Genomic DNA, 19,812 nt, shown 5'->3' with positions numbered 1-19,812 from the left:
TAAACCCTGATATGGATCAGTAACTTGAGCTTGCGTTCAGGTTTTTTGGTGACGGCCATGGCCATCTTACGGCATGCCTGGCCGTGCCTGCGAGGCCGGCGCAACGCTGGCGAACGCCCGCCCGACGGGCTTCGGCGGGGACTGGGCAGGGGCTGGTGCGGCTGCAGCGCGGGCTTGGCGACGGAGGCTGGGGCGGCTGGCTGCGACCTTCTGCCCCAGTCAGGGTGGGCGTTGCTTTGCGTTAGCATGCGTGCGCTTGCTCACTATGGATAACGCCCTTGTCTCATTCGCAGCTTGTTCGTCACTGTAGCCGGCTTGGCCTGTTGGCCATGCTGTTGCTGCTGGTCGGGCCGTTGCTGGGGCAGGGGTTGAACCAGGGCGGCCGCGAGTCGAGCTGGCGCAACGAGCTGGCCTGCAGCGGCGAGCATGAGCAGTCGCCAAGCGTCGGCCATGAGCTGGATTGGGCCAAGTGCGGCTATTGCACCCTGCTATTGAGTTCGCCGGCCGTTCCCGGCAGCGCGGCGCAGGCCCAGCCCTGCCTGGCGCCGCCCCCCCTGAGTGTGCTGCCGACGCCGCTGGCGGCAGGCCGCGACACCGTATTCCCTGGCGCGCTGACCCGCGCCCCGCCCATTTCCTAGTGCTTCGGCAGCCGCCGGTTGCCACCTTGTTGTCTGCCGCTTGGCCGTCGCGCGCTGTCGCCCCTTGGGTGCGCGTGCGCAGCTTGCGGTGCTCATCACCTATGCCTAGAGAAATGTCCCATGTCCCGTACCCGTGTCGATTCCCGCGCCTGTGCCGCCCTGCTGGTTTTATTCAGCCCGCTGGCGCTGGCCGTAGAAACCGCCAACTCCGACTTGCACGCTGGCCACGCCGCGCCGCAGCCTGTTGTGGCCGAGGCGCTGCAGCTTGAAGCTGCCGTGATCAAGGGGGAGCAGGTGCCGCTCGGCGCCACCGCGGTTTCGCTGCAAGCCCTGCGCAGCCTGAGCCCGGCCACCAGCGACACGGCTTCGCTGCTGCGCGGCGTGCCCGGCGTCAGCCTCAACGGCGCCGGGGGTATTTCCAGCCTGCCGGTCATCCGTGGCCTGGCGGACGATCGCCTGCGCATCAAGGTCGATGGCATGGATCTGGTGTCTTCCTGCCCCAACCACATGAACCCGGCCTTGTCCTATATCGACCCGAGCAACCTGGGCAAGCTGCAGGTGTTTGCCGGCATCACCCCGGTCAGCGTCGGTGGCGACAGCATCGGTGGCACCATCATTGCCGATAGCGCCAAGCCCGAGTTCGCGGCGCCGGGGGCGGCGAGCATCAACAAGGGCGAGGTGGGCGCCTTCTTGCGCAGCAATAACGATGCGCGTGGCGGCAACTTCTCCGCCACCCATGCCAACGATGTGTTCAACATTCGTTATGCCGGCAGCTACAGCAAGGCCAACAACTACATGGCCGGCGACGACTTCAAGGACAGCACCAGCACCGGCCAGCTCGGCAACGGTTCGCCGCTGGACGAAGTGGCCTCCACCGCCTACGAGACGGAAAACCATGACCTGAGCATGGCGCTCAAGCTGGGCGAGGATCTGCTGGAGCTCAAGCTCGGTTACCAGCACGTACCGCAGGAACTGTTCGCCAACCAGCGCATGGACATGACCGATAACACCCAGGAACGCATCAACCTGCGTTACCTCAGCCAGTTCGATTGGGGTGATCTGGAGACCCAGGTCTATCACGAGAAAGTCGAGCACGAGATGAACTTCGGCCCGGACAAACGCTTCTGGTATGGCATGCAGTCGATGATTCCCGGCAGCACGGACACCCGCCCTTGCAGCCCGCTTTCCCCCACCTGTGCCGCCGGCATGCCGATGGAGAGCGAAGGCAAGACCCTCGGCGCCAGCGTCAAGGCCAGCATCGACCTGAGCGAACGCGACCTGCTGCGGGTCGGCGGTGAATACCAGCGCTATCGCCTCAATGATTTCTGGCCGGCCTCGGGTGGCGGCATGTGGCCGAACACCTTCGAGAACATCAAGGACGGCGAGCGCGATCGCATCGGCCTGTTCGGCGAGTGGGAGCGGCAGCTCAACCCGGCCTGGCTGACCCTGCTGGGCGTGCGTTACGAACATGTGGCCAGCGATGCCGATGAGGTGCATGGCTATGGTCACGCGGGCGGCGGGCAACTCGTCGAAGCGGCCGCCTTCAATGCCAGCGACCGCAGCCAGAACGACAACAACTGGGATCTGACGGCCCTGGCGCATTACAGCCACGACGCCAACCTGGATATCGAGTTCGGCGTGGCGCGCAAGGTGCGTTCGCCCAACCTGTATGAGCGTTACACCTGGTCCAGCTGGCCCATGGCCGCGACCATGAACAACTTTGTCGGCGACGGCAATGGCTATGTCGGCGACGTCGACCTCAAGCCGGAAGCGGCGCACATCGCCTCGGCCACCTTCGATTGGCACAGCGTCGACCGCCGCCACGAGCTCAAGGTCACGCCGTTCTACACCCGGGTCAACGATTACATCGATGCCGTGAGCCTGCCGGGTAAGACGATTGTCCCGGATCAGTTCAACGTGCTGCAGTACGCCAACCAGTCGGCCCGCATCTACGGCGTGGACGTCGCCGGGCGCATGCCGCTGGCCAGCAATGCGCTGGGCCAGTGGGGGTTCACTGGGCTGGTCAACTACAGCAACGGCAAGAACCGCGATAGCGGCGATGAGCTGTACAACATCATGCCGCTCAACACCACGCTGGCCCTGACTCAGGAACTCGGCGGCTGGAGCAACAGCCTGGAGATGGTCAGCGTGCAGTCGAAGAACCATGGCTCCGAGGTGCGCAACGAGATCCAGACGGCCGGCTACACCCTGTTCAACCTGCGCCTCAGCCACAGCTGGGACAAGGTGCGGCTGGACTTCGGCGTGGAGAACCTGGCCGACAAGTTCTACCACCAGCCCACCGGCGGCGCCTACACCGCCCAGGGCCGAACCATGTCGATGAATGGCATTGAGTGGGGCGTCGCGGTGCCTGGAATGGGCCGCTCCTTCTACACCGGGGTCAATGTGGCCTTCTGAGTCGGGTCGCCAGTCAGCCTGCGGAACCGGCCTGCACAGCCTGCTGTGCAGGCCGGTTCTTTTTTTGGCTATGTCCCAATTATGTGTTGCATGCGCGATCTCTTGTAGGCGGCGCGACCCCGCAGGGCTGCCTGCCCATCGTTGCGCGGTATTGCCAAGGCTCGCCCCGAGGCCGGGCCTCCTACGGATCGCAGGCCGTTCGCGCCTGGCGATACAACGGTTAACGGGTACAGGGCCTTTTTTGGGGGCTATGTAGCCGTTAACTGTTGCAAGCCCGAGATTGAAGACGGCTCAGCAAGGCGTGGCGTTATGGATGCCCAGTCCTTTCAACGCCGGCTGGCTCGGCTTGATCGCCTCACGATCGAACGGCAGTCCATCGTTCGGCTTTTTCTCCAGATCAAGGTGCCGCGAGATGGCTTTGCAGAGCTCATCCCCGATCTGAAAGCCTGCCCGCGCCATGCCCTTCGAGCTGTACTATCTCGGCTGGGAGGGATCGTTCGCCGTCAAGGCGACGCCGCATCCAATCAGCGAATAGGAGATTCACCGTGGGCCGAAGCCAGCATGTCCGCCTGATGGCGCAGTACAACCAATGGATCAACGCCAAGGTCTATCAGGCGGCGCTCGGTCTGCCCGAGGCCGAGCAAGTCGCCGACCGCAAGGCGTTCTTCGGCTCGCTGCTCGGCACCCTGAACCACCTGGTGGTAGGCGACACAATCTGGCTTCAACGCTTTGCCAACCACCCGGCCGACTATGCCGCGCTGGCGCCGGTGCGCGACCTGCCGGCGCCGGCGGGCCTGGGGCAGATACTGTTCGCCGACCTCCGGGCGCTGTACGCGCATCGCCAATGGCTCGACCGGCTGATCCTCGACTGGGCCGCGTCCATCGGCGAGGCCGATCTGGATCATCTGCTCGCCTACCGCAACAGCAAGGGCGTGCCCGCACAGAAGCCGTTCTTCAGTCTGCTGATGCACTTCTTCAACCACCAGAGCCACCACCGCGGCCAGGTCACGACCCTGCTGGCCCAGGCGGGGGTCGATGTGGGCGTCACCGACCTGCTGGCGTTGATCGCCGATCGACCCGGCTAAGGGCTGCCCGAGCTGTTGCGGTTTGGGTGGAAGGCTGAGCGAGCCCTCGCTGAGGAGGATTGGCTGCTCGACTCAGAAGCGGTCGACCCGGTAGGGCCGCAAGTCGATAGGCGGGGTTTCCCCGGCCATCAGGCTGACCACCAGTTCCGCGCTGATCGCCGCCTGGGTCAGGCCCAGGTGCTGGTTGCCGAAGGCGAACAGCAACCGCGCATGCTGCGGGTGACGATCGATCACCGGCAGCGAGTCGGGCAGGGTGGGGCGGTGGCCCATCCACTCGCTGGTTTGCAGGGATGGATCGGCGAGTGCCGGAATCAGCGCCTGGCTGTGCCGGCGCAGGGTCTTGCCGCGCCGGCGGATCGGCTTCAGCCGCAGGCCACCCAGTTCGGTAAAGCCCACGGCGCGCAGGCCGGAGTCCAGCGGGCTGATGACGAAGCGCCGTTCCGCCGAGCCGATGGGCCGGTTGAGGCGGATGACCGGGCTGTCCAGGCTCAGGTGGTAACCGCGCTCCGCCTCCAGCGGCACCTCGATGCCGGTGCCCTGCAGCAGCTTCTTGCTCCAGGCACCGGCGCAGATCACCGCCCGGTCGACGCTCAACGCTGTACCGGCGATCTGCACGCGCACCTGCTGCGCATCGGCAGACAAGTGTTCGACGGCCTGCTGCACGAAGCAGCCGCCGCGCGCCTCGAACGCGGCGAACAGCTGGCGGCAGAGCTCATAGGGCTCGCGCACCTGGCAGGCCTCGGGAAAATACAGGGCATGCTTGACCGTACCGGCCAGCGCCGGCTCCAGTTGCGCCACGCGCGCGGCGTCGACCAACTCGCTGTGCACCCCCCATTGCTGCAGGTAGCGGGCGTGGGCCCTGGCCTCCTCGAGGCGCCCCGCCGATTCCCAGACCAGCAGGTAGCCGGATTGGCGCAGCTGTTGGCTGGCGCCTATGTCGGCCAGGCAGCGCCGCCAGGCCGGCAGCGCCGCCCGGTTGAGGGCGAGCAGACCGTCCCGCGAGCGCGCGACCTGAGCGGGGCGGGCGGCGGCGACGAAGCGCAGCAGCCAGGGCAGGCTGCGGTGCAGGTAGCCCAGCGGCAAGGCCAACGGCCCGTGCGGATCGAGCAACATGGCCAAGGCGCCGCGCAGGGTCTTGCCGCTGGACAGCGGGTCGATCAGTTCCGTGGCCAGGTAGCCGGCGTTGCCGAAGGAGGCGCCCTGGCCCGGCGCATCGCGGTCGATCAGGGTCACCCGGTAGCCCTGGCGCTGGGCTTGCAGGGCGGTGCACAGGCCGACCACGCCGGCGCCGACCACCGCGACGGTTTGGGCAGAAGCGCCAGGCTGAGGCGCGCGTGAGGATCGCATCAGGCCACTTCTTCTGCCGGGGAAGCCAGCGACGTGTCGGTAGCCGGGCGGGCAGCCGCACCCACCTGCTCGACCTCGGCGCGCTTGGAGAACCAGCCGGTCTGGGCGTAGAGGATGCCGATCAGCGGCGACAGCCAGCAGGCGAATGCCAGCGGCGCATAGAGCAGGTTGCTGTAGTCGCCGGACGCCACCGACAGCCCCAGGGTGCCGATGACGAAGGCGCCGCCGGCATTCCAGGGGATCAGTGGCGAGACCAGGGTGCCGCCTTCCTCGATGGCCCGCGACAGGTTGAGGCGGCTGTAGCCCAGGCGGTCGTACTCGGGGCCGTACATGCGCCCCGGCAGGGCGATCGACAGGTAGACGTCGCCGGACACCGCGTTGGTCGCGATCGAGGTCAGAATGGCGTTGGTTTGCAGGCCGCGAAAGCCACTGCTCAGGCGCATGATCGAGCTGACCACCGATTCCAGGCAGCGGGTGCGCTCGAGGGCGCCGCCAAAGGCCAGGGCGAACATCATCAAGGTGACCATCCAGGTCATCGAGGTCACGCCGCCGCGGTTGAGCAGGCTGTCGAGCGACTCGCTGCCGCTGCTGATCTTGAAGCCGCTGTGGGCGAAGGTCAGCAGCTGGTTGAGGTTGTAGTCGTAATTGATCAAGGCAACCAGGCCGCCGAGGGCGAAACCAGTGAACAGCGCCGGAATCGGCGCGACCTTGAAGAACGCCAGCGCCATGACCACCAGCAGCGGGATCAGCGCCAGCAAGCCGAGGTCGAAGTGGCTGCTCAAGCCTTCCTTGAACAGACGGATCTGCTCGAGCTGCGAGGCATCGACGCTGGCCTGGCCGCCCACCAGCAGATAGAGGGCGAAGGCGATGAGCATCGCCGGAATGGTGGTCGGCATCATGTTGCGGATGTGCTCGAACACGTTGGTTTCGGTCACCGCCGCCGCCAGGTTGGTGGTGTCCGACAGGGGCGAGACCTTGTCGCCGAAGAACGCGCCTGAGACCACCGCGCCGGCGATCCAGTACAGCGGAATGCCGAAGGCGGTGCCGATGCCCACCAGCGCCAGGCCGATGGTGCCGACCGTGGTCCAGCTCGAACCGATGGCCAGCGATACCACCGAGCAGAGCAGCATCGAGGCGGCGAGGAACCAGGCCGGGTCGATCAGCTCCAGGCCGTAGTAGATCAGCAGCGGTACGGTGCCGCTGGCGATCCAGGTGCTGACCAGCATGCCGACCAGGATCAGGGTGGCGATCGACGGCATCGCCACGTGCAGCACATGGAAGGCGCCGGACTCGATGTCCTTCCAGCGATAGCCTTGCGCCCAGCCCACCAGGCCGGTGATGGCGATGCCGATGGCCAGCGCGATGTGCGGGGTGAAATCGTTGTAGTAGAAGATCTGCAGGGCCAGCAGGCCGATGGTCAGGACAATTGGAATCAGGGCCAGCCAGAGGTTGGGCATGGCAATTGGGGGCGTGGCTTTATCCGTCATTCTCGGGACTCCGGATGATGAGCGACGGCCGTCCTCATCGTCTTGTTTTTGTTGGCGGGAGTAAAAAAGGGCACCCGTCGCCGGGTGCCCAAACAGGCGTTCGTTTCAGCCTTGATGGCGGTAGGCGAGAATCGCCGCGGCGAGGTCTTCGCGCGAATCGCCCACCGACTTGAACAGGGTCAGCGCTTGCTCGGGGTTGGCCAGGGCGGCGCGGCCGGCGTGCTGACCGCGGCACAGCTCGGCGAGTTCGGCGAGAATCTTGTCGGTGCCGATGGCGCCTTCGCGGATCGGCATGATCAGGTCGCCGGTCTCGCTCAGCGCCCCGGCGCGGGTGTCGACGAACACCGCGCAACGCTGCATGGCGAGGTTGTCGGTTTCGCGCATGTTGGGGGTGAAGCTGCCGACCAGGTCGAGGTGGGCGCCGGGTTTGAGCCAGTCGCCGAAGATCACCGGCTCGGTCGCCAGGGTCGCGCAGCTGATGATGTCGGCCGCGCCGGCGATCTGTTGCAACTGCTCGGTGCGGCACACCTGGGCGTCGATGTCGCTGGCCCGCAGTTCGGCCACCAGCGCCGCCGAGGCCGTCTCGTTGCGATCCCACACCTGCACGCGCTGGATCGGCCGCACGCTCATGTGCGCCGGAATCAGGCGGCGGCCCATGCGTCCGGCGCCGACCATCAGCAGAGTGCTGGCATCGGCGCGGGACAGCAGGCGCGAGGCCAGCGCCGAGGCCGCGGCGGTGCGTCGTGCGGTCAGCTCGTTGCCGTCCAGCAGCGCCAGCGGGCGACCGCTCTGGCCGCAGCTGAGCATGTAGTAGCTGCTCAGACCGGGCAGGTTACGCGCATTGTTGCCGGGGAATACATTGACCTGCTTGACGCCCAGGTACTCGCCTTCGATCCAGGCCGGCATCAGCAGCAGGGTGGCTGTCGGCTCGCCGGGCACGTTGAGCGCGTGGTGGTGACGAATCGGCGAGCAGACGTCGTCGCGAGCGAAGATGTCGCTCAGCGCCTCGATCAGACTGGCCCACGGCAGGGCGCTTTGTACCTGGTCGGCATTCAGTTGCATGGCGGTGTTTCCCGTTGCTAAGGTGTTTTGCCATGGTAATCACGTTGCCCCCTCTGCCATTGACCCTGCCGCTGGAGTTATATACCCAGGCTATGAATCGATCCCTTCCTCCAGCGGTTCAGGCGCAATGAACCGCAGCCAGGCCCGGCGTAATCTGATCGCGCGGCAGCGCGGCGAGCATTGCCACGACTATGCCCAGGTGCTGATCGGCTGGCGCGGGCGGATGGACTGCGAGTTCCAGGGCAACGCCGGCCGCCTGGCCAACGGCCGCGCCGCACTGGTACCGGCTTCGGCCGGGCATCTATATGCCGGCCTCAGCGAAGACAGCGAACTGCTGGTGATCGACGTGTCGCTGAACGACCCCTATATCCGGGCGCTGGAACAGGCCTGCGAGCTGAACTTCAGCCAGACGCTGTTCCAGCGCCCGGAGTTCGTTTGCCTGGATGCTGCCGCGCTGCCGCTGCTGGACTTCGCCGCCGGGCAGCTGCGGCGTGGCCTGGAACAGGGCGGCTCGGTGGTCAGCTACCAGTTGGTCTCGCTGTTCATGACCCAGCTGTGCCAGCTCTATTCATCGGCCGCCCCGTCGCCGCTGCGTGGCTCGCGACTGGCCGTCGCCGAGCTCGACCGGCTGATCGACCGGCGCCTGGCCGAGCCGCCCAGCAATGGCGAGCTGGCGGCGGCGATCAACCTCAGCGAGAGCCATTTCCATTGCCTGTTCCAGCGCCAGTTCGGCCTGACGCCGCAACAATACGTGATGAACCGGCGCATGCAGCGGGCGCAGTTCCTCCTGCTCAACAGCGCCATTTCGCTGGCGGCGGTGGCCGACGAAGTCGGCTTTGCCGATGCCTCCAGCTTCTCCCGGGCCTACAAGAGCCGCTTCAAGCAGACGCCGGGCTCCGCCCGCGCCATCCGGCCCCAGACCGCAACGGCGCCGGATCCGGGTTAACCCGCTGGTTGGCCGTGTGGGTAATCGGTTTATGTACCCTCGCGGATTCAAGCCTTGCGCGGGAGGCCCGACTTAGGGGCGAGTCTTTGCTAGCGAAAAGGGGGCGGACTGATTTATAGGGCAGGCTGGCCGCTCCTGGCATTCGTGCCCGACAGCCAACGACCCGATAGCAGCCAGTAACAACCGGCAGAAACCGGCCAGGAGCTGCTTCCTCAGCATCAATACCGTGGTCTGCCCCGGTTTTTCCGGTTTTTACAAAACCGAGGTAAAACATCGCTGGCGCCTCCAGCACCTCCATGGGCCGCGTTGCCTACTCTTCTGTTGCTAGCCGCACGAGCTGTGTCCAACCCGCACTAGCAGCTAGCGGTTAAGCCCGCCGCTGCGGTTGCCGGGGTCTCTCGGGGCAGTTTTAGCGTCAGCACTATCAGCAACACACCAACGCCGCTTATCGCGGCATATACCCCGGCAAAGCTGCCGCTGTGATTAGCCAGTAGTCCCGCGCCATAGTTGCCCAGCATGCCGCCAGAGCCTTGCATCACGTTGGCGATACCAAAGATGGAGACGGCCATGGCGCTGGATGATGCCAATTTGGAAACGTAAGCGGGAATAAGGCCGAAGATGGGGTAGAAGGCAGTAGAGAACAGCACCGCGGCGACCAAGGGCCAATAACCCGAGGGACTCACCACGAATATCAGTGCAGCCAGCACCACGCAGCCATATACCAGAAGCATCGCGGCGCGTAGCCCGATCCGATCCGAGAGCCAGCCGATTGCAAGCCCGGCGAACATGCCGACGAAACCGATCAACGCCCAGACCTGGGCACTGTATTGCACTCCAAAACCCAGCTCGGTGCGCAGATAAGACGAGAGGTAGGTCTGGAACGGAAAGGTAGCGAAACCTATCAAGAAATTCATCGACCAGATCAGTAACACCCAGGGTTTTATCAGTTCCAAGCGCAAGCTGGGTAAGGCGACATCTTCTGTCGCCGGTGCCGCGGCTACCGGCACGTTTTGGCCAAGCAAACCGCCCTTCTTGAACACCAGCAGCACCAGCACAGCCATCGCCACCGTGAGCAACCCTACCAACCACCAGACGCTGCGCCATTCCCCTTGCGGGACATAAAGGGGCACCAACAGGCTGTTGATCGCCACCCCATAGCTGGTTCCGCTGGATACCAGGCCCATGGCCAAGCCACGGTAACGGTAGGCGACCACACTAGCGATGACATCGACCATCGGCACAAAGACAGTCGCAGCAGTGCCTGCCAGCAGGGTCAGCAATACGCCTACCACAAAGATGTTGTTCGACAACGGGATCAGCAGCAACGCCAGGGCACACACCGTACCCGAAGCCACTATCATCCAGCCGCCGCCGATCTTGGGCGTCAGCCAGACCGCCAGCAGTGCGCCGAGCAGAAAACCCAGTTGCGCCGAAGCGGTGATGCTACCCACATAGGAAAAATCGAAACCAAAAGATGCCTGCATATCGGGGACGAGCTGGGCGAACAGATAGATTCCGAAGCCATATGTCGCCGCCACCAGGCCGGTTAGCAGCACTACAACCGCAGCATTTAAACGCATGGCGGGCACCTTTTGGCGGTCGGGAATGACAGAAGCGATTTAGCCGGCCGTTGAAAAACTACCTGCGTTGCCGATACGGCGTTAAAAACAGGCTCGGCTGCCTCGCCTAGGTTTTTCAACGGTCTGCTAGAGAGGCGCTGGAGCTGTGGTCATGCTGCCGTTGATGAGTAAAAGCACAGCCCCAGCCTTGACCCACTCAACTGCAGCGCGGCTAGTGTTCAACCCTCTGCTCGGGCCTAACTCTACTGAGCTGGCAATCCGAACGACCGATAAAAGCGCCCTCCATATTCCCTATAACGGCATGCTGTATGCCTATTTGCAGCTCAGGCGCGAAGCAACGGGCTGCCCGAAAAACGGCGAGGCACCAGGATCTCGATGCTGCTGAATGTCAGCTTTTGGCCGATTCTGTTGAAAAAGTCCCTTTGCGATTTTTGAATACGAAATAGCGTTGGCTACGTTGAAATCTGACTCGCTCAGAAGGCGGAGCTGCGTTGGTTTTTACGTAGCAACGCCAAAATTGAGTGATTTTTGAGCTGCCGAAAAGCAGCTCCCTCGGAGACCGACTTTTTCAACAGAATCGACCCATTGCGGACAGTCAGACTAGGCAAAATATCAGTCCTTATTTTCCAATTCTGAGGATCAGCGAAGGTGTTGGTGCGTCTCAGAAAATGGAAGCCGTACGCTAACCCGTTCAGCAGCATCCTCGCTGCTGCTGAATTGGCGGACATGGCACAGAGCCGAACGAACAGAAAACACAGCAGTGGCCCGCTTGCGGTCGTAGCAACGTCTTACAGTTCAGGCATTCGTAGTAGAACTGGCATGCATCTGTGGGCATGGTTTCCAGTTGGGCATAACCGCAGTGCGGACAAGTTAATACCGATTCGAGGGTTATGGCACGCATTGCCGCCTCACTTGTGCACTGTGGAGGGATAACCCGCGTTCGTAGTCGCTGTGGTCATCGCCTCGGAGTTTGTTTTATCCGGGTCGAACGTGACGGTGGCCGTTTTCTCAACGAAATCGACTTTGACATCACTCACTCCGGGCACCTTTTCTAGTGATTTTTTGACCGTGATCGGGCAGACCGCGCAGGTCATCTTCCGCACGTCGAGCGTAATGGTTTCCGGTGAAGCCGCCAGCGTCATGAGAGGCAAGACGACGAGCACAGCCAGTAGCAATTTGCGCATGGTGAGTCTCCTTCAATAGAACAGTGGGGCGATCCACGGCACGACCAGCAGACCCAGTAGCAGCCCGGTTACGATCCAGAATACGAGCCGCTGCCGAGTGGTCGTGCGCGGATCTGCACAGGCCGTGTCTGCTGCACACACCTGCGGCATCAGGTAGAGCTTGCGGAAAGCCAGCCCGAGAAACAGCAGAGTCAGACCGATGAAGTAAGGTCGATATGGTTCCATCGCCGTCAAGCTGCCGATCCACGTACCGCTGATACCAAGCGCCAACAGTACGAGCGGTCCGACACAACACACTGATGCACCAATGGCGGCCAATGCACTCGCGATAAGCGATCCTTTACTGGTGAGCTGAGTCATCGCGATCTCCTTGAACCTATCTAGCCAAGCGTTACTCTAAATCCTGTACCTGAGTACGGAGTCAAGGGAGTTGTGATGGCGACAGCGCTGACTATCGGCAAGCTGGCGGAAGCTGCCGGGGTGAACATCGAGACGATTCGCTATTACCAGCGGCGCGGCCTTCTGGATGAGCCACCAAAACCGCTCGGTGGTTATCGGCGCTATCTACCTGAGCAGATCAAGCGGGTGCGCTTCATCAAACGAGCACAGGCGCTTGGCTTCACGCTGGATGAGGTGGGCGCGCTGCTGACGCTAGATGCTGCGTGCACTTGTGTTGAGACGCGCGCACTGGCTGTGCGGAAGATGACTCTGATTCAGCAAAAGATGGACGATCTTGCGGCCATGCAGAAGGTACTTGGCGGACTCGTACAGCAATGTGATGTGGGCGATGGCGGGGCCGCTTGCCCTATCATCAATGCACTAGCTGGGGATTGAACCCAGCTGGATGTCGCCACGCTAAGTCGGCAATCCGTGAAGCGACGTAATAAGCCCGCTGCCGATCACGACCGTCTGCTTCTGGCCCAGGTTGTGTGCAAACGTTTTAGAGCGAGTTTGACAGTCAGAATCGCACCGAAAAACGCGCTCCTATGCAAATTCTAGGGCTGCTGACCAACCAAACTACGTAGCAACGCAGACTTCAAAACGGTGTCTGCGTTTTTACACAGCCTCGGCCGTTGCCAGCCATTCATGCTCTGCAGTCCGATCCCGGCCTGGCGGTGGCGCGCCAAGAGCACTCCAGTTCTTCGGTTCATCGCCAACATGTACCGGCTGGCCTTGGCGGTGCGCAGCGCGCCGTGTGGGTCGGCATCGGCGCGTTGGACACGGCGGCATGGGACTGCGCCGTTCTCGACGAGGTAGCCAGCGTCGGTGGCTGGCCTGCCTGAAGCGGAGCCGCGCGGGGCGAGCGGGTTCAAGCCGGTGTCCGTCGTGCCGGTTTGTTGCCGGCGCCGGCCATGGAACCTTGGGCTTGCGAGGCACAAGCGCGCACTCCGCTATCCTACGAACAGTGGGTATTTGCCAGGAGACCGAACCATGAGCCACAAGTACCAGGTTCTGCTGCACTCGATTTTCCAGGGGCCGTTGCCTGGCAACGTCCACTGGCGGGAGGTCGAGTCATTGCTGCATCACCTCGGCGCGACGGTCGAGCCGATTCTCGGGGCGCGCTTTCGCGTGCTGTTGAACCAGCACGAGTTCTTTCTGCATCACCCGCATCACAGCAATGTGTGCAGCAAGCAGGAAATCAAACACCTGCGCGAATGCCTGCTCGGCGCCGGTATCACCCCGGCGGCCTATGACGAGCAGTTCGGCTGAGCAGGCGTTGGCTGGCATCGCTGGCGGCGGGAAACAAGCATGGCGCATGGCTTGATGATGATCGGCGTGGCGCGGTTGCCGCTCGGTGGCGCGCTGCGCAGCCTGGCTGCGCTGCTGGTTCGCCCGCTCGCCGGGCGATAGGCGTATCGAGTCGCCCCACAGCCAGGCCTGTTTCAGCGGCCAAAGCCGCTGGCTATCCGGCTGCTCCAGCCAGCGGCAATTCGAACGCCTGTTCGCCGTTAGTTCCCCGCCTGGAGTTTTTCGCAAAAACTCCAGAGCTTTCTGCAAGAAGCGGCCATGGCTATGCCACTAAATTCCCCCTCCACTGTGTGCCGTGCGTGGTTGGCATGGCGTATTGGCCTGATCCGCACATCTGCGCTAGACCCATAGCAGTGATACCCACAACAACAGTCTCCATAAGAGGATGGGCGTGATGTTTAAAGCCAGTCACGTCTTGCAGGACGAGTTCCTTAACCGGATCTCGACCGCCAAGGCCGCCGATTTTTTCCCTGTCATCAGCGCCAACTACAGCGTTGACGAGGCAGCCTATCTTACTGAGCTTCTCAAGCTCGCCGACCCCGGCGACCCCGGCGACGCCGGCATCGAGGCTATCCGCCGCAATGCCCGCACGTTGATCGAAGACGTGCGTAGCCGGGACAATGCCGTCGATACCCTCGACGCACTGCTTCGTCAGTACAGCCTCGACACCCAGGAAGGGCTGATGCTCATGTGCCTGGCCGAGGCTTTGCTGCGCGTGCCGGACGCGGTTACCGCCGACGCGCTGATCCGCGACAAATTGAGCGCCGCCGAGTGGGAACGCCACCTCGGCAAGAGCGATAACGTGCTGGTCAACTTCGCGGCCTGGGGCCTGGTGATGACCGGCAAGGTGGTCGATCCGGACGCCGCCGATGGCCGCCCGAAGAAGGTCATTGGCCGCCTGATCAAGCGCTCCGGCGAGCCGGTGATTCGCGCCGCGATGAACCAGGCGATGAAGCTGATGGGCAAGCAGTTCGTGCTCGGCCGCAACATTGCCGAAGCGCTGAAGAACGGTCGTTCCGAGCGCCAGAAGGGCTACACCTACTCCTTCGACATGCTCGGCGAGGCGGCGCTGACCGCCGCCGACGCCGAGAAGTACATGGCCGACTACCGCCTGGCCATCGACACCGTGGGTGCCGAGGCGCAGGTCGGCCCGGGGCCGAAACCGTCGATCTCGATCAAGTTGTCGGCGCTGCATCCGCGTTATGAAGTGGCCCAGCGCGAGCGCGTGTTGACCGAGCTGTTCGCCAATGTGCGCGAGCTGGCCGTGCGGGCGCGCAAGTTGGGCGTCGGTATCTCGGTGGACGCCGAGGAAGCCGACCGCCTGGAGCTGTCGCTGGAGCTCTATGAAAAATTGATGCGCGACCCGGCCATCGCCGGTTGGGGCGAGTTCGGCCTGGTGGTGCAGGCCTATTCCAAGCGCTGCCTGCCGGTGCTGGTGTGGCTGTGCCTGCTGGGCAAGGAGCTCGGTGCCAAGATGCCGCTGCGTCTGGTCAAGGGCGCCTACTGGGACACCGAGATCAAGCAGTGCCAGGTGCAGGGGCTGGACGGCTACCCGGTGTTCACCCGCAAGGAAGGCACCGATACCTCCTACCTGGCCTGCGCCCGCTTCCTGCTGTCGGACTTCGCCCGCGGCGTGATCTACCCGCAGTTCGCCAGCCATAACGCGCATACCGTCAGCTGCATCCTGTCGATGGCCGCCGAGTGCCAGCAGCCGCGCGAGTTCGAATTCCAGCGCCTGCATGGCATGGGCGACGCGCTGTACGACACCGTGCTGGAGAAGCATGGCAAGACCGTGCGCATCTATGCGCCAGTCGGTGCGCACAAGGATTTGCTGCCGTATCTGGTGCGCCGCCTACTGGAGAACGGCGCGAACTCCTCGTTCGTCCACCAGTTGGTCGACCCGAATACGCCGATCGAGTCACTTCTCGATCATCCGGTGACGCAACTGTGCAAGTTTAAAACCCTCGGTAATGACAAAATCCCCCTTCCGCCTGCACTGTTCGGCGCTGCGCGGAAAAACTCCCAAGGCCTCAACATGAACATCCAGCACTCTCTCGCTGAGCTCGAGCTCGCCTATCAGCCCCATCTCAATCGTCAATGGCAGGCCGCGCCGGTGATCAACGGGCAGTCGCTGCCCGGCACCGCGCAGGACGTGTATTGCCCGTATGAGTTGAGCAAGCTGGTCGGCAGCGCCCAGTTCGCCAGCGCCGCCCAGGCCGCTCAGGCGCTGGACGGGTTGAGCGCCGCCTGGCCGCGCTGGAATGCCACGCCGGTCGACAGCCGTGCGAGCATCCTCGAGCGCCTGGCCGATTTGCTCGAGGCCAATCGCGGCGAGCTGATGGCGCTGTGCACCGTGGAGGCCGGCAAATCGATGCAGGACGGCATCGACGAAGTGCGCGAGGCGGTGGATTTCTGCCGTTACTATGCCCAACAGGCGCGCCTGCGTCTGGGCCGCGAAGAGCTCAAGGGGCCGACCGGCGAGCGCAACGAACTGTTCCACGAAGGCCGTGGCATCTTCGTCTGCGTCAGCCCGTGGAACTTCCCGCTGGCCATCTACCTGGGCCAGATCGCCGCCGCGCTGGTGGCCGGTAACTGTGTGCTGGCCAAGCCGGCCGAGCAGACCAGCCTGATCGCCGCGCGCGCACTGCAACTGATGTTCGAAGCCGGCCTGCCGGTGGACGTGATCGCCTTCCTGCCGGGCGATGGCGCCACCCTGGGCGGCGTGTTCTGCCGCGATGCCCGGGTCGCCGGCGTGTGCTTCACCGGTTCGACCGACACCGCGCGGATCATCAACCGCCAACTGGCCGAGAAGGCCGGCCCGATCGCCGCACTGATCGCCGAGACCGGCGGGCAGAACGCGATGATCGTCGACTCCACCGCGTTGCCGGAACAAGTGATCAAGGATGCCGTGCAGTCGGCCTTCACCAGCGCCGGCCAGCGTTGCTCGGCCCTGCGCGTGCTCTACGTGCAGGCCGATATCGCCGAGCGCGTGCTGGATCTGCTCAAGGGGGCGATGGCCGAACTGAAAGTCGGCCCGACCCACCTGCGCGAAAGCGATGTCGGCCCGGTGATCGATGCCGAAGCCAAGGCGGGCCTGGACGCGCATATCGCCCAGTTCAAGGGCGAGGGCAAGCTGATTGCCGAAACGGCATTGCCGGCTGGCTTGAACGGTCACTTCGTCGCTCCGGTGGCCTTCGAGATCGGCGGCATCGCCGAGCTGAAGAAAGAAAACTTCGGCCCTATCCTGCACATCGTGCGTTACCAGGCCAGCGAGCTGGAGCAAGTGGTCGCTGCGATCAACGCCACCGGCTACGGCCTGACCCTTGGCGTGCATAGCCGCAACGAGGAAACCGCCGCGCGCATCGAGGCGCTGGCGCGCGTCGGCAACCTCTACGTCAACCGCAACCAGATCGGTGCCGTGGTCGGTGTGCAGCCGTTCGGCGGTTGCGGTCTGTCCGGCACCGGACCGAAAGCCGGCGGGCCGAGCTACCTGCTGCGCTTCGTCAACGAACGCACCACCTCGGTCAACACCACGGCGGTGGGCGGCAACGCCTCCCTGCTGTCGCTGGGCGACGAGGACTGAGTTCATCGAGGGCAGGCTCACAAGGCCTGCCACCGCCTCCGGCCGGGTTAGCAGGCGTGCACCGGGTTGGTGGTTTCAAGGCAGTGGCCGTATACGGCGGCCGCTTAAAATTAGAGTCACGGCCCGAGCCGTGCGAATACGAGAACAACAAGATGAGTGAGCAGAACGTTTTTGTTGTAGGGGTGACCTTCGTGGTCTACCTGGTACTGATGCTGTGGTTGGGCCTGGTGGCCTACCGGCGTACCAGCAACTTGTCCGACTACATCCTCGGCGGCCGTTCCATTGGCCCGACCACCGCCGCGCTGTCGGCGGGTGCTTCCGATATGAGTGGCTGGCTGCTGCTGGGTTTGCCGGGCTATGCCCTGGCCGCCGGTTTCGAAGCCACCTGGATCGCTGCTGGCCTGCTGGCCGGCACCTGGCTGAACTGGTTGTTCGTCGCCCAGCGTCTGCGGGTGTACTCGCACACGGCCAATGATTCGGTGACCATGCCGTCTTACTTCGAAAACCGCTTCAACGACAAATCCCGCGCCCTGCGCGTGGTGTCGGCGCTGATCATCCTGACCTTCTTCCTGTTCTACACCAGCTCCGGTCTGGTGGCGTCTGGCAAGCTGTTCGAAACCGTGTTCGGTTTCGACTACCAGATCGCCGTGGTGGTCGGCACCCTGGCGGTGGTGTCCTACACCCTGTTCGGCGGCTTCCTCGCGGTGGCCTGGACCGACGTGGTGCAAGGCCTGCTGATGGCGGCCGCGTTGGTGCTGGTGCCGGTGTTTGCGCTCAACGCCGTAGGCGGTGTCGAAGCCGCGCACCTGGCGATAGCCACGAAAAACCCGGAATTGCTGACCTTCTTCAACGATGTCAAGGGTCAGCCGCTGGGCATCATCGCGATCCTTTCGCTGCTCGGTTGGGGCCTGGGCTACTTCGGCCAGCCGCACATCCTGGCGCGTTTCAAGGCGATCTCCAATGACAAGGACATGCCGACTGCCCGTCGCATTGCCGTCAGCTGGACGGCTCTGACCCTGATTGCCGCACTGGCCATCGGCTGGATTGGCGTCGGCTTCCTGGAAACCGACCTGGGCGACGCCGAAACCGTATTCATGGTGCTGGTCAACAGCCTGTTCCACCCGGTAGTGGCCGGTATCCTGATGGCCGCCGTACTGGCTGCGATCATGTCCACCGCCGACTCGCAGTTGCTGGTCAGCTCCTCGGCTCTGGCCGAAGACTTCTACAAGGCCATCCTCAAGAAGCACGCCAGCGATAGCGAACTGGTTTGGGTGGGCCGTGGCGCCGTGGTGCTGATTGCGCTCATCGCCCTGGTGCTGGCCATGAACCCGGACAACACCGTACTGGGCCTGGTGTCCTACGCCTGGGCCGGCTTCGGCGCCGCCTTCGGTCCGGCCATCCTGCTGTCGCTGTACTGGAAGCGGATGAACCGCAACGGCGCCCTGGCCGGTATCGTCCTCGGCGGTTTGACCGTGGTGGTCTGGAAGCAGCTGTCCGGCGGTATCTTCGACCTGTACGAGATCATCCCCGGCTTCATCCTGGCGACCCTGGCCATCATCGTCGTCAGCCTGCTGAGCAAGGAGCCGGAAGCGGCCCTGCAAGCCCAGTTCGACGAGGTCGCGCGCAAGCTGGCCTGATGAGTTTCATCCCCGCCTGCAGCCGGTCGTCTGCAGGCGGGGCGCCCGAGTCAGGATTTCACTGCTGATGCCCGGCTCGGGCCCCACGACGACCCGATAGTGCTTTGCCGGCCCCCACCCCGTTGTGTGGGGCCGGTTTTTTTTGCCTGTGCGGATCAGTGGTCATGCGGGGGATGCCGTGAGCTGCTATTCCTAGCAAGGCACGTTGGCGCGGTGGGGCAGCGGCCTCAGTCCGCACCGTGGCGGGCAAGCAACAGGCTCAAGCGATTGATGGTCGATTCGCGGATTTGGAAGAATGGCGGCCCTCTTCCAGGTAATCGCTGTCGACTCTGTGACCGCCATTCGGCAACCCTAACAAGGGGTGTAATCATGGCAACTTTCATTTCGCTGGTTAACTTCACCGATCAGGGCATCCGGGCGGTTCAAGACTCACCGGATCGTTTTCAGGCATTCAAGGCGTTGGGCGAAAAGGCGGGCGTAACGGTCAAGGCCGTCTACTGGACCGTCGGCAATTACGACCTGGTGCTGGTTGTCGAGGGGGACGAGGCCGCCGCCACCGCCCTGCTGTTGAAAGTCGGCTCGCTGGGCAATACGCGCACGCAGACGCTGCGCGGCTTCTCGGAGCAAGAGATCCGCAAGATCATCGGCAGCATGCCTTAGAACCTGATCCTGCCTGCATGGTTTGCCATAGCTGCAGGCGCTTCGCTTGTGTTGTAGCGGCCCACGGCCTGGCTGATGGGCCGTTTTTTTTGGTTCTTCGCATTTCTGTGGGGACGTTGAGCTTGACACCGGACTGGCAAGTTTGTGCGTCTCTGCCGAAGACTTGGCATGGCCCGTTAACGCGTGTGCTGGACGTTTGGGTTGCGCCCCTCACGGGCGCCACACCTTTCTTGCTTGCCCAAGAAAGGTGTGCCAAAGAAGGGCACCCGGCATCCGGGTTTCGCTGCGCGAAACTCCCCTCGCTCCGGCGCCGCTCCGGGGGCCGGCTTACAAGGGCCATCCCTGGCCCATTAAGCCTCTCGCCGCATCCATGCGGCTCGTCCCCCTACGCAACACCTGCACTCGGCCTCCTGGCGGGACTGGGACGCGAGCTTGCAGA

Annotated in this window: 17 protein-coding genes; 10 read left to right on the top strand and 7 right to left on the bottom strand. The window is 63.6% G+C overall.

The features are described from left to right. The first annotated feature begins 278 nt into the window (after window positions 1–278). From P8H27_RS00085 to P8H27_RS00070, 4 genes are all read left to right on the top strand, one after another. Window positions 279–638 carry a DUF2946 domain-containing protein gene (locus P8H27_RS00085; protein ID WP_289634580.1) on the top strand — a complete coding sequence of 120 codons (360 nt, stop codon included), beginning with the start codon at window positions 279–281 and terminating at the stop codon, window positions 636–638. A gap of 120 nt (window positions 639–758) precedes the next feature. Then, window positions 759–3,053 carry a TonB-dependent siderophore receptor gene (locus P8H27_RS00080; protein ID WP_289634579.1) on the top strand — a complete coding sequence of 765 codons (2,295 nt, stop codon included), beginning with the start codon at window positions 759–761 and terminating at the stop codon, window positions 3,051–3,053. A gap of 309 nt (window positions 3,054–3,362) precedes the next feature. Continuing rightward, entirely contained in the window at window positions 3,363–3,626 is a 264-nt protein-coding gene (locus P8H27_RS00075; protein WP_289634578.1) for a hypothetical protein, read from the top strand. Next, entirely contained in the window at window positions 3,599–4,138 is a 540-nt protein-coding gene (locus tag P8H27_RS00070; RefSeq protein WP_289634577.1) for a DinB family protein, read from the top strand. The genes P8H27_RS00075 and P8H27_RS00070 overlap by 28 nt, the downstream gene beginning before the upstream one ends. A gap of 72 nt (window positions 4,139–4,210) precedes the next feature. Here P8H27_RS00070 and P8H27_RS00065 read toward each other — a convergent pair whose 3' ends face one another. The 3 genes from P8H27_RS00065 to P8H27_RS00055 all read right to left on the bottom strand — a co-directional run bounded on the left by P8H27_RS00065 (window position 4,211) and on the right by P8H27_RS00055 (window position 8,034). Next, a complete protein-coding gene (locus P8H27_RS00065) occupies window positions 4,211–5,485 on the bottom strand; it encodes an FAD-binding oxidoreductase (protein WP_289634576.1) in 1,275 nt (424 codons plus the stop codon). Next, window positions 5,485–6,972, bottom strand: coding sequence for a Na+/H+ antiporter NhaC (gene nhaC / locus P8H27_RS00060; protein ID WP_289634575.1), 1,488 nt, complete (start codon window positions 6,970–6,972; stop codon window positions 5,485–5,487). Before nhaC ends, P8H27_RS00065 begins: the two co-directional genes overlap by 1 nt. Window positions 6,973–7,077: 105 nt before the next feature. Continuing rightward, window positions 7,078–8,034 (bottom strand): ornithine cyclodeaminase family protein, encoded by a 957-nt coding sequence (locus P8H27_RS00055; protein WP_289634574.1) that lies wholly within the window; start codon window positions 8,032–8,034, stop codon window positions 7,078–7,080. 127 nt (window positions 8,035–8,161) lie between these two features. Between P8H27_RS00055 and P8H27_RS00050 the strand changes: the two genes are divergently transcribed. Next, window positions 8,162–8,980: an AraC family transcriptional regulator gene (locus P8H27_RS00050; protein WP_289634573.1), complete on the top strand. Its 819-nt coding sequence runs from the start codon at window positions 8,162–8,164 to the stop codon at window positions 8,978–8,980. Window positions 8,981–9,333: 353 nt separating this feature from the next. On the opposite strand, the gene P8H27_RS00045 is transcribed toward P8H27_RS00050, so the two are convergent. From P8H27_RS00045 to P8H27_RS00030, 4 genes are all read right to left on the bottom strand, one after another. Then, window positions 9,334–10,560, bottom strand: coding sequence for a nitrate/nitrite transporter (locus tag P8H27_RS00045; protein ID WP_289634572.1), 1,227 nt, complete (start codon window positions 10,558–10,560; stop codon window positions 9,334–9,336). Window positions 10,561–11,251: 691 nt separating this feature from the next. Continuing rightward, a complete protein-coding gene (locus P8H27_RS00040; RefSeq protein WP_289634571.1) occupies window positions 11,252–11,461 on the bottom strand; it encodes a GDCCVxC domain-containing (seleno)protein in 210 nt (69 codons plus the stop codon). Window positions 11,462–11,468: 7 nt separating this feature from the next. After that, on the bottom strand, window positions 11,469–11,744 hold the full coding sequence (gene merP, locus P8H27_RS00035) for a mercury resistance system periplasmic binding protein MerP (protein WP_289634570.1): 276 nt from the start codon (window positions 11,742–11,744) through the stop codon (window positions 11,469–11,471). A gap of 12 nt (window positions 11,745–11,756) precedes the next feature. Further along, a complete protein-coding gene (locus P8H27_RS00030) occupies window positions 11,757–12,104 on the bottom strand; it encodes a mercuric transporter MerT family protein (protein WP_289634569.1) in 348 nt (115 codons plus the stop codon). A gap of 75 nt (window positions 12,105–12,179) precedes the next feature. Here P8H27_RS00030 and merR point away from each other — a divergent pair, with 75 nt between their 5' ends. The 5 genes from merR (at window position 12,180) to P8H27_RS00005 (ending at window position 19,373) form a co-directional block, all read left to right on the top strand. Continuing rightward, window positions 12,180–12,578, top strand: a complete 399-nt coding sequence (gene merR / locus P8H27_RS00025) for an Hg(II)-responsive transcriptional regulator (protein ID WP_289634568.1) — start codon at window positions 12,180–12,182, stop codon at window positions 12,576–12,578. A gap of 597 nt (window positions 12,579–13,175) precedes the next feature. Continuing rightward, window positions 13,176–13,454, top strand: coding sequence for a hypothetical protein (locus tag P8H27_RS00020; RefSeq protein WP_289634567.1), 279 nt, complete (start codon window positions 13,176–13,178; stop codon window positions 13,452–13,454). 433 nt (window positions 13,455–13,887) lie between these two features. Continuing rightward, window positions 13,888–17,076, top strand: a complete 3,189-nt coding sequence (gene putA, locus P8H27_RS00015) for a bifunctional proline dehydrogenase/L-glutamate gamma-semialdehyde dehydrogenase PutA (protein WP_289634566.1) — start codon at window positions 13,888–13,890, stop codon at window positions 17,074–17,076. Between the two features lie 152 nt (window positions 17,077–17,228). Further along, window positions 17,229–18,713, top strand: coding sequence for a sodium/proline symporter PutP (gene putP, locus P8H27_RS00010; RefSeq protein ID WP_289634565.1), 1,485 nt, complete (start codon window positions 17,229–17,231; stop codon window positions 18,711–18,713). Between the two features lie 369 nt (window positions 18,714–19,082). Continuing rightward, entirely contained in the window at window positions 19,083–19,373 is a 291-nt protein-coding gene (locus P8H27_RS00005) for a GYD domain-containing protein (RefSeq protein ID WP_289634564.1), read from the top strand. Window positions 19,374–19,812 lie beyond the last annotated feature (439 nt).

Source organism: Pseudomonas sp. sp1636 (genome assembly GCF_030376615.1).
Taxonomy (GTDB): domain Bacteria; phylum Pseudomonadota; class Gammaproteobacteria; order Pseudomonadales; family Pseudomonadaceae; genus Aquipseudomonas.
This window is presented reverse-complemented; position numbering and strand designations above follow the sequence as displayed.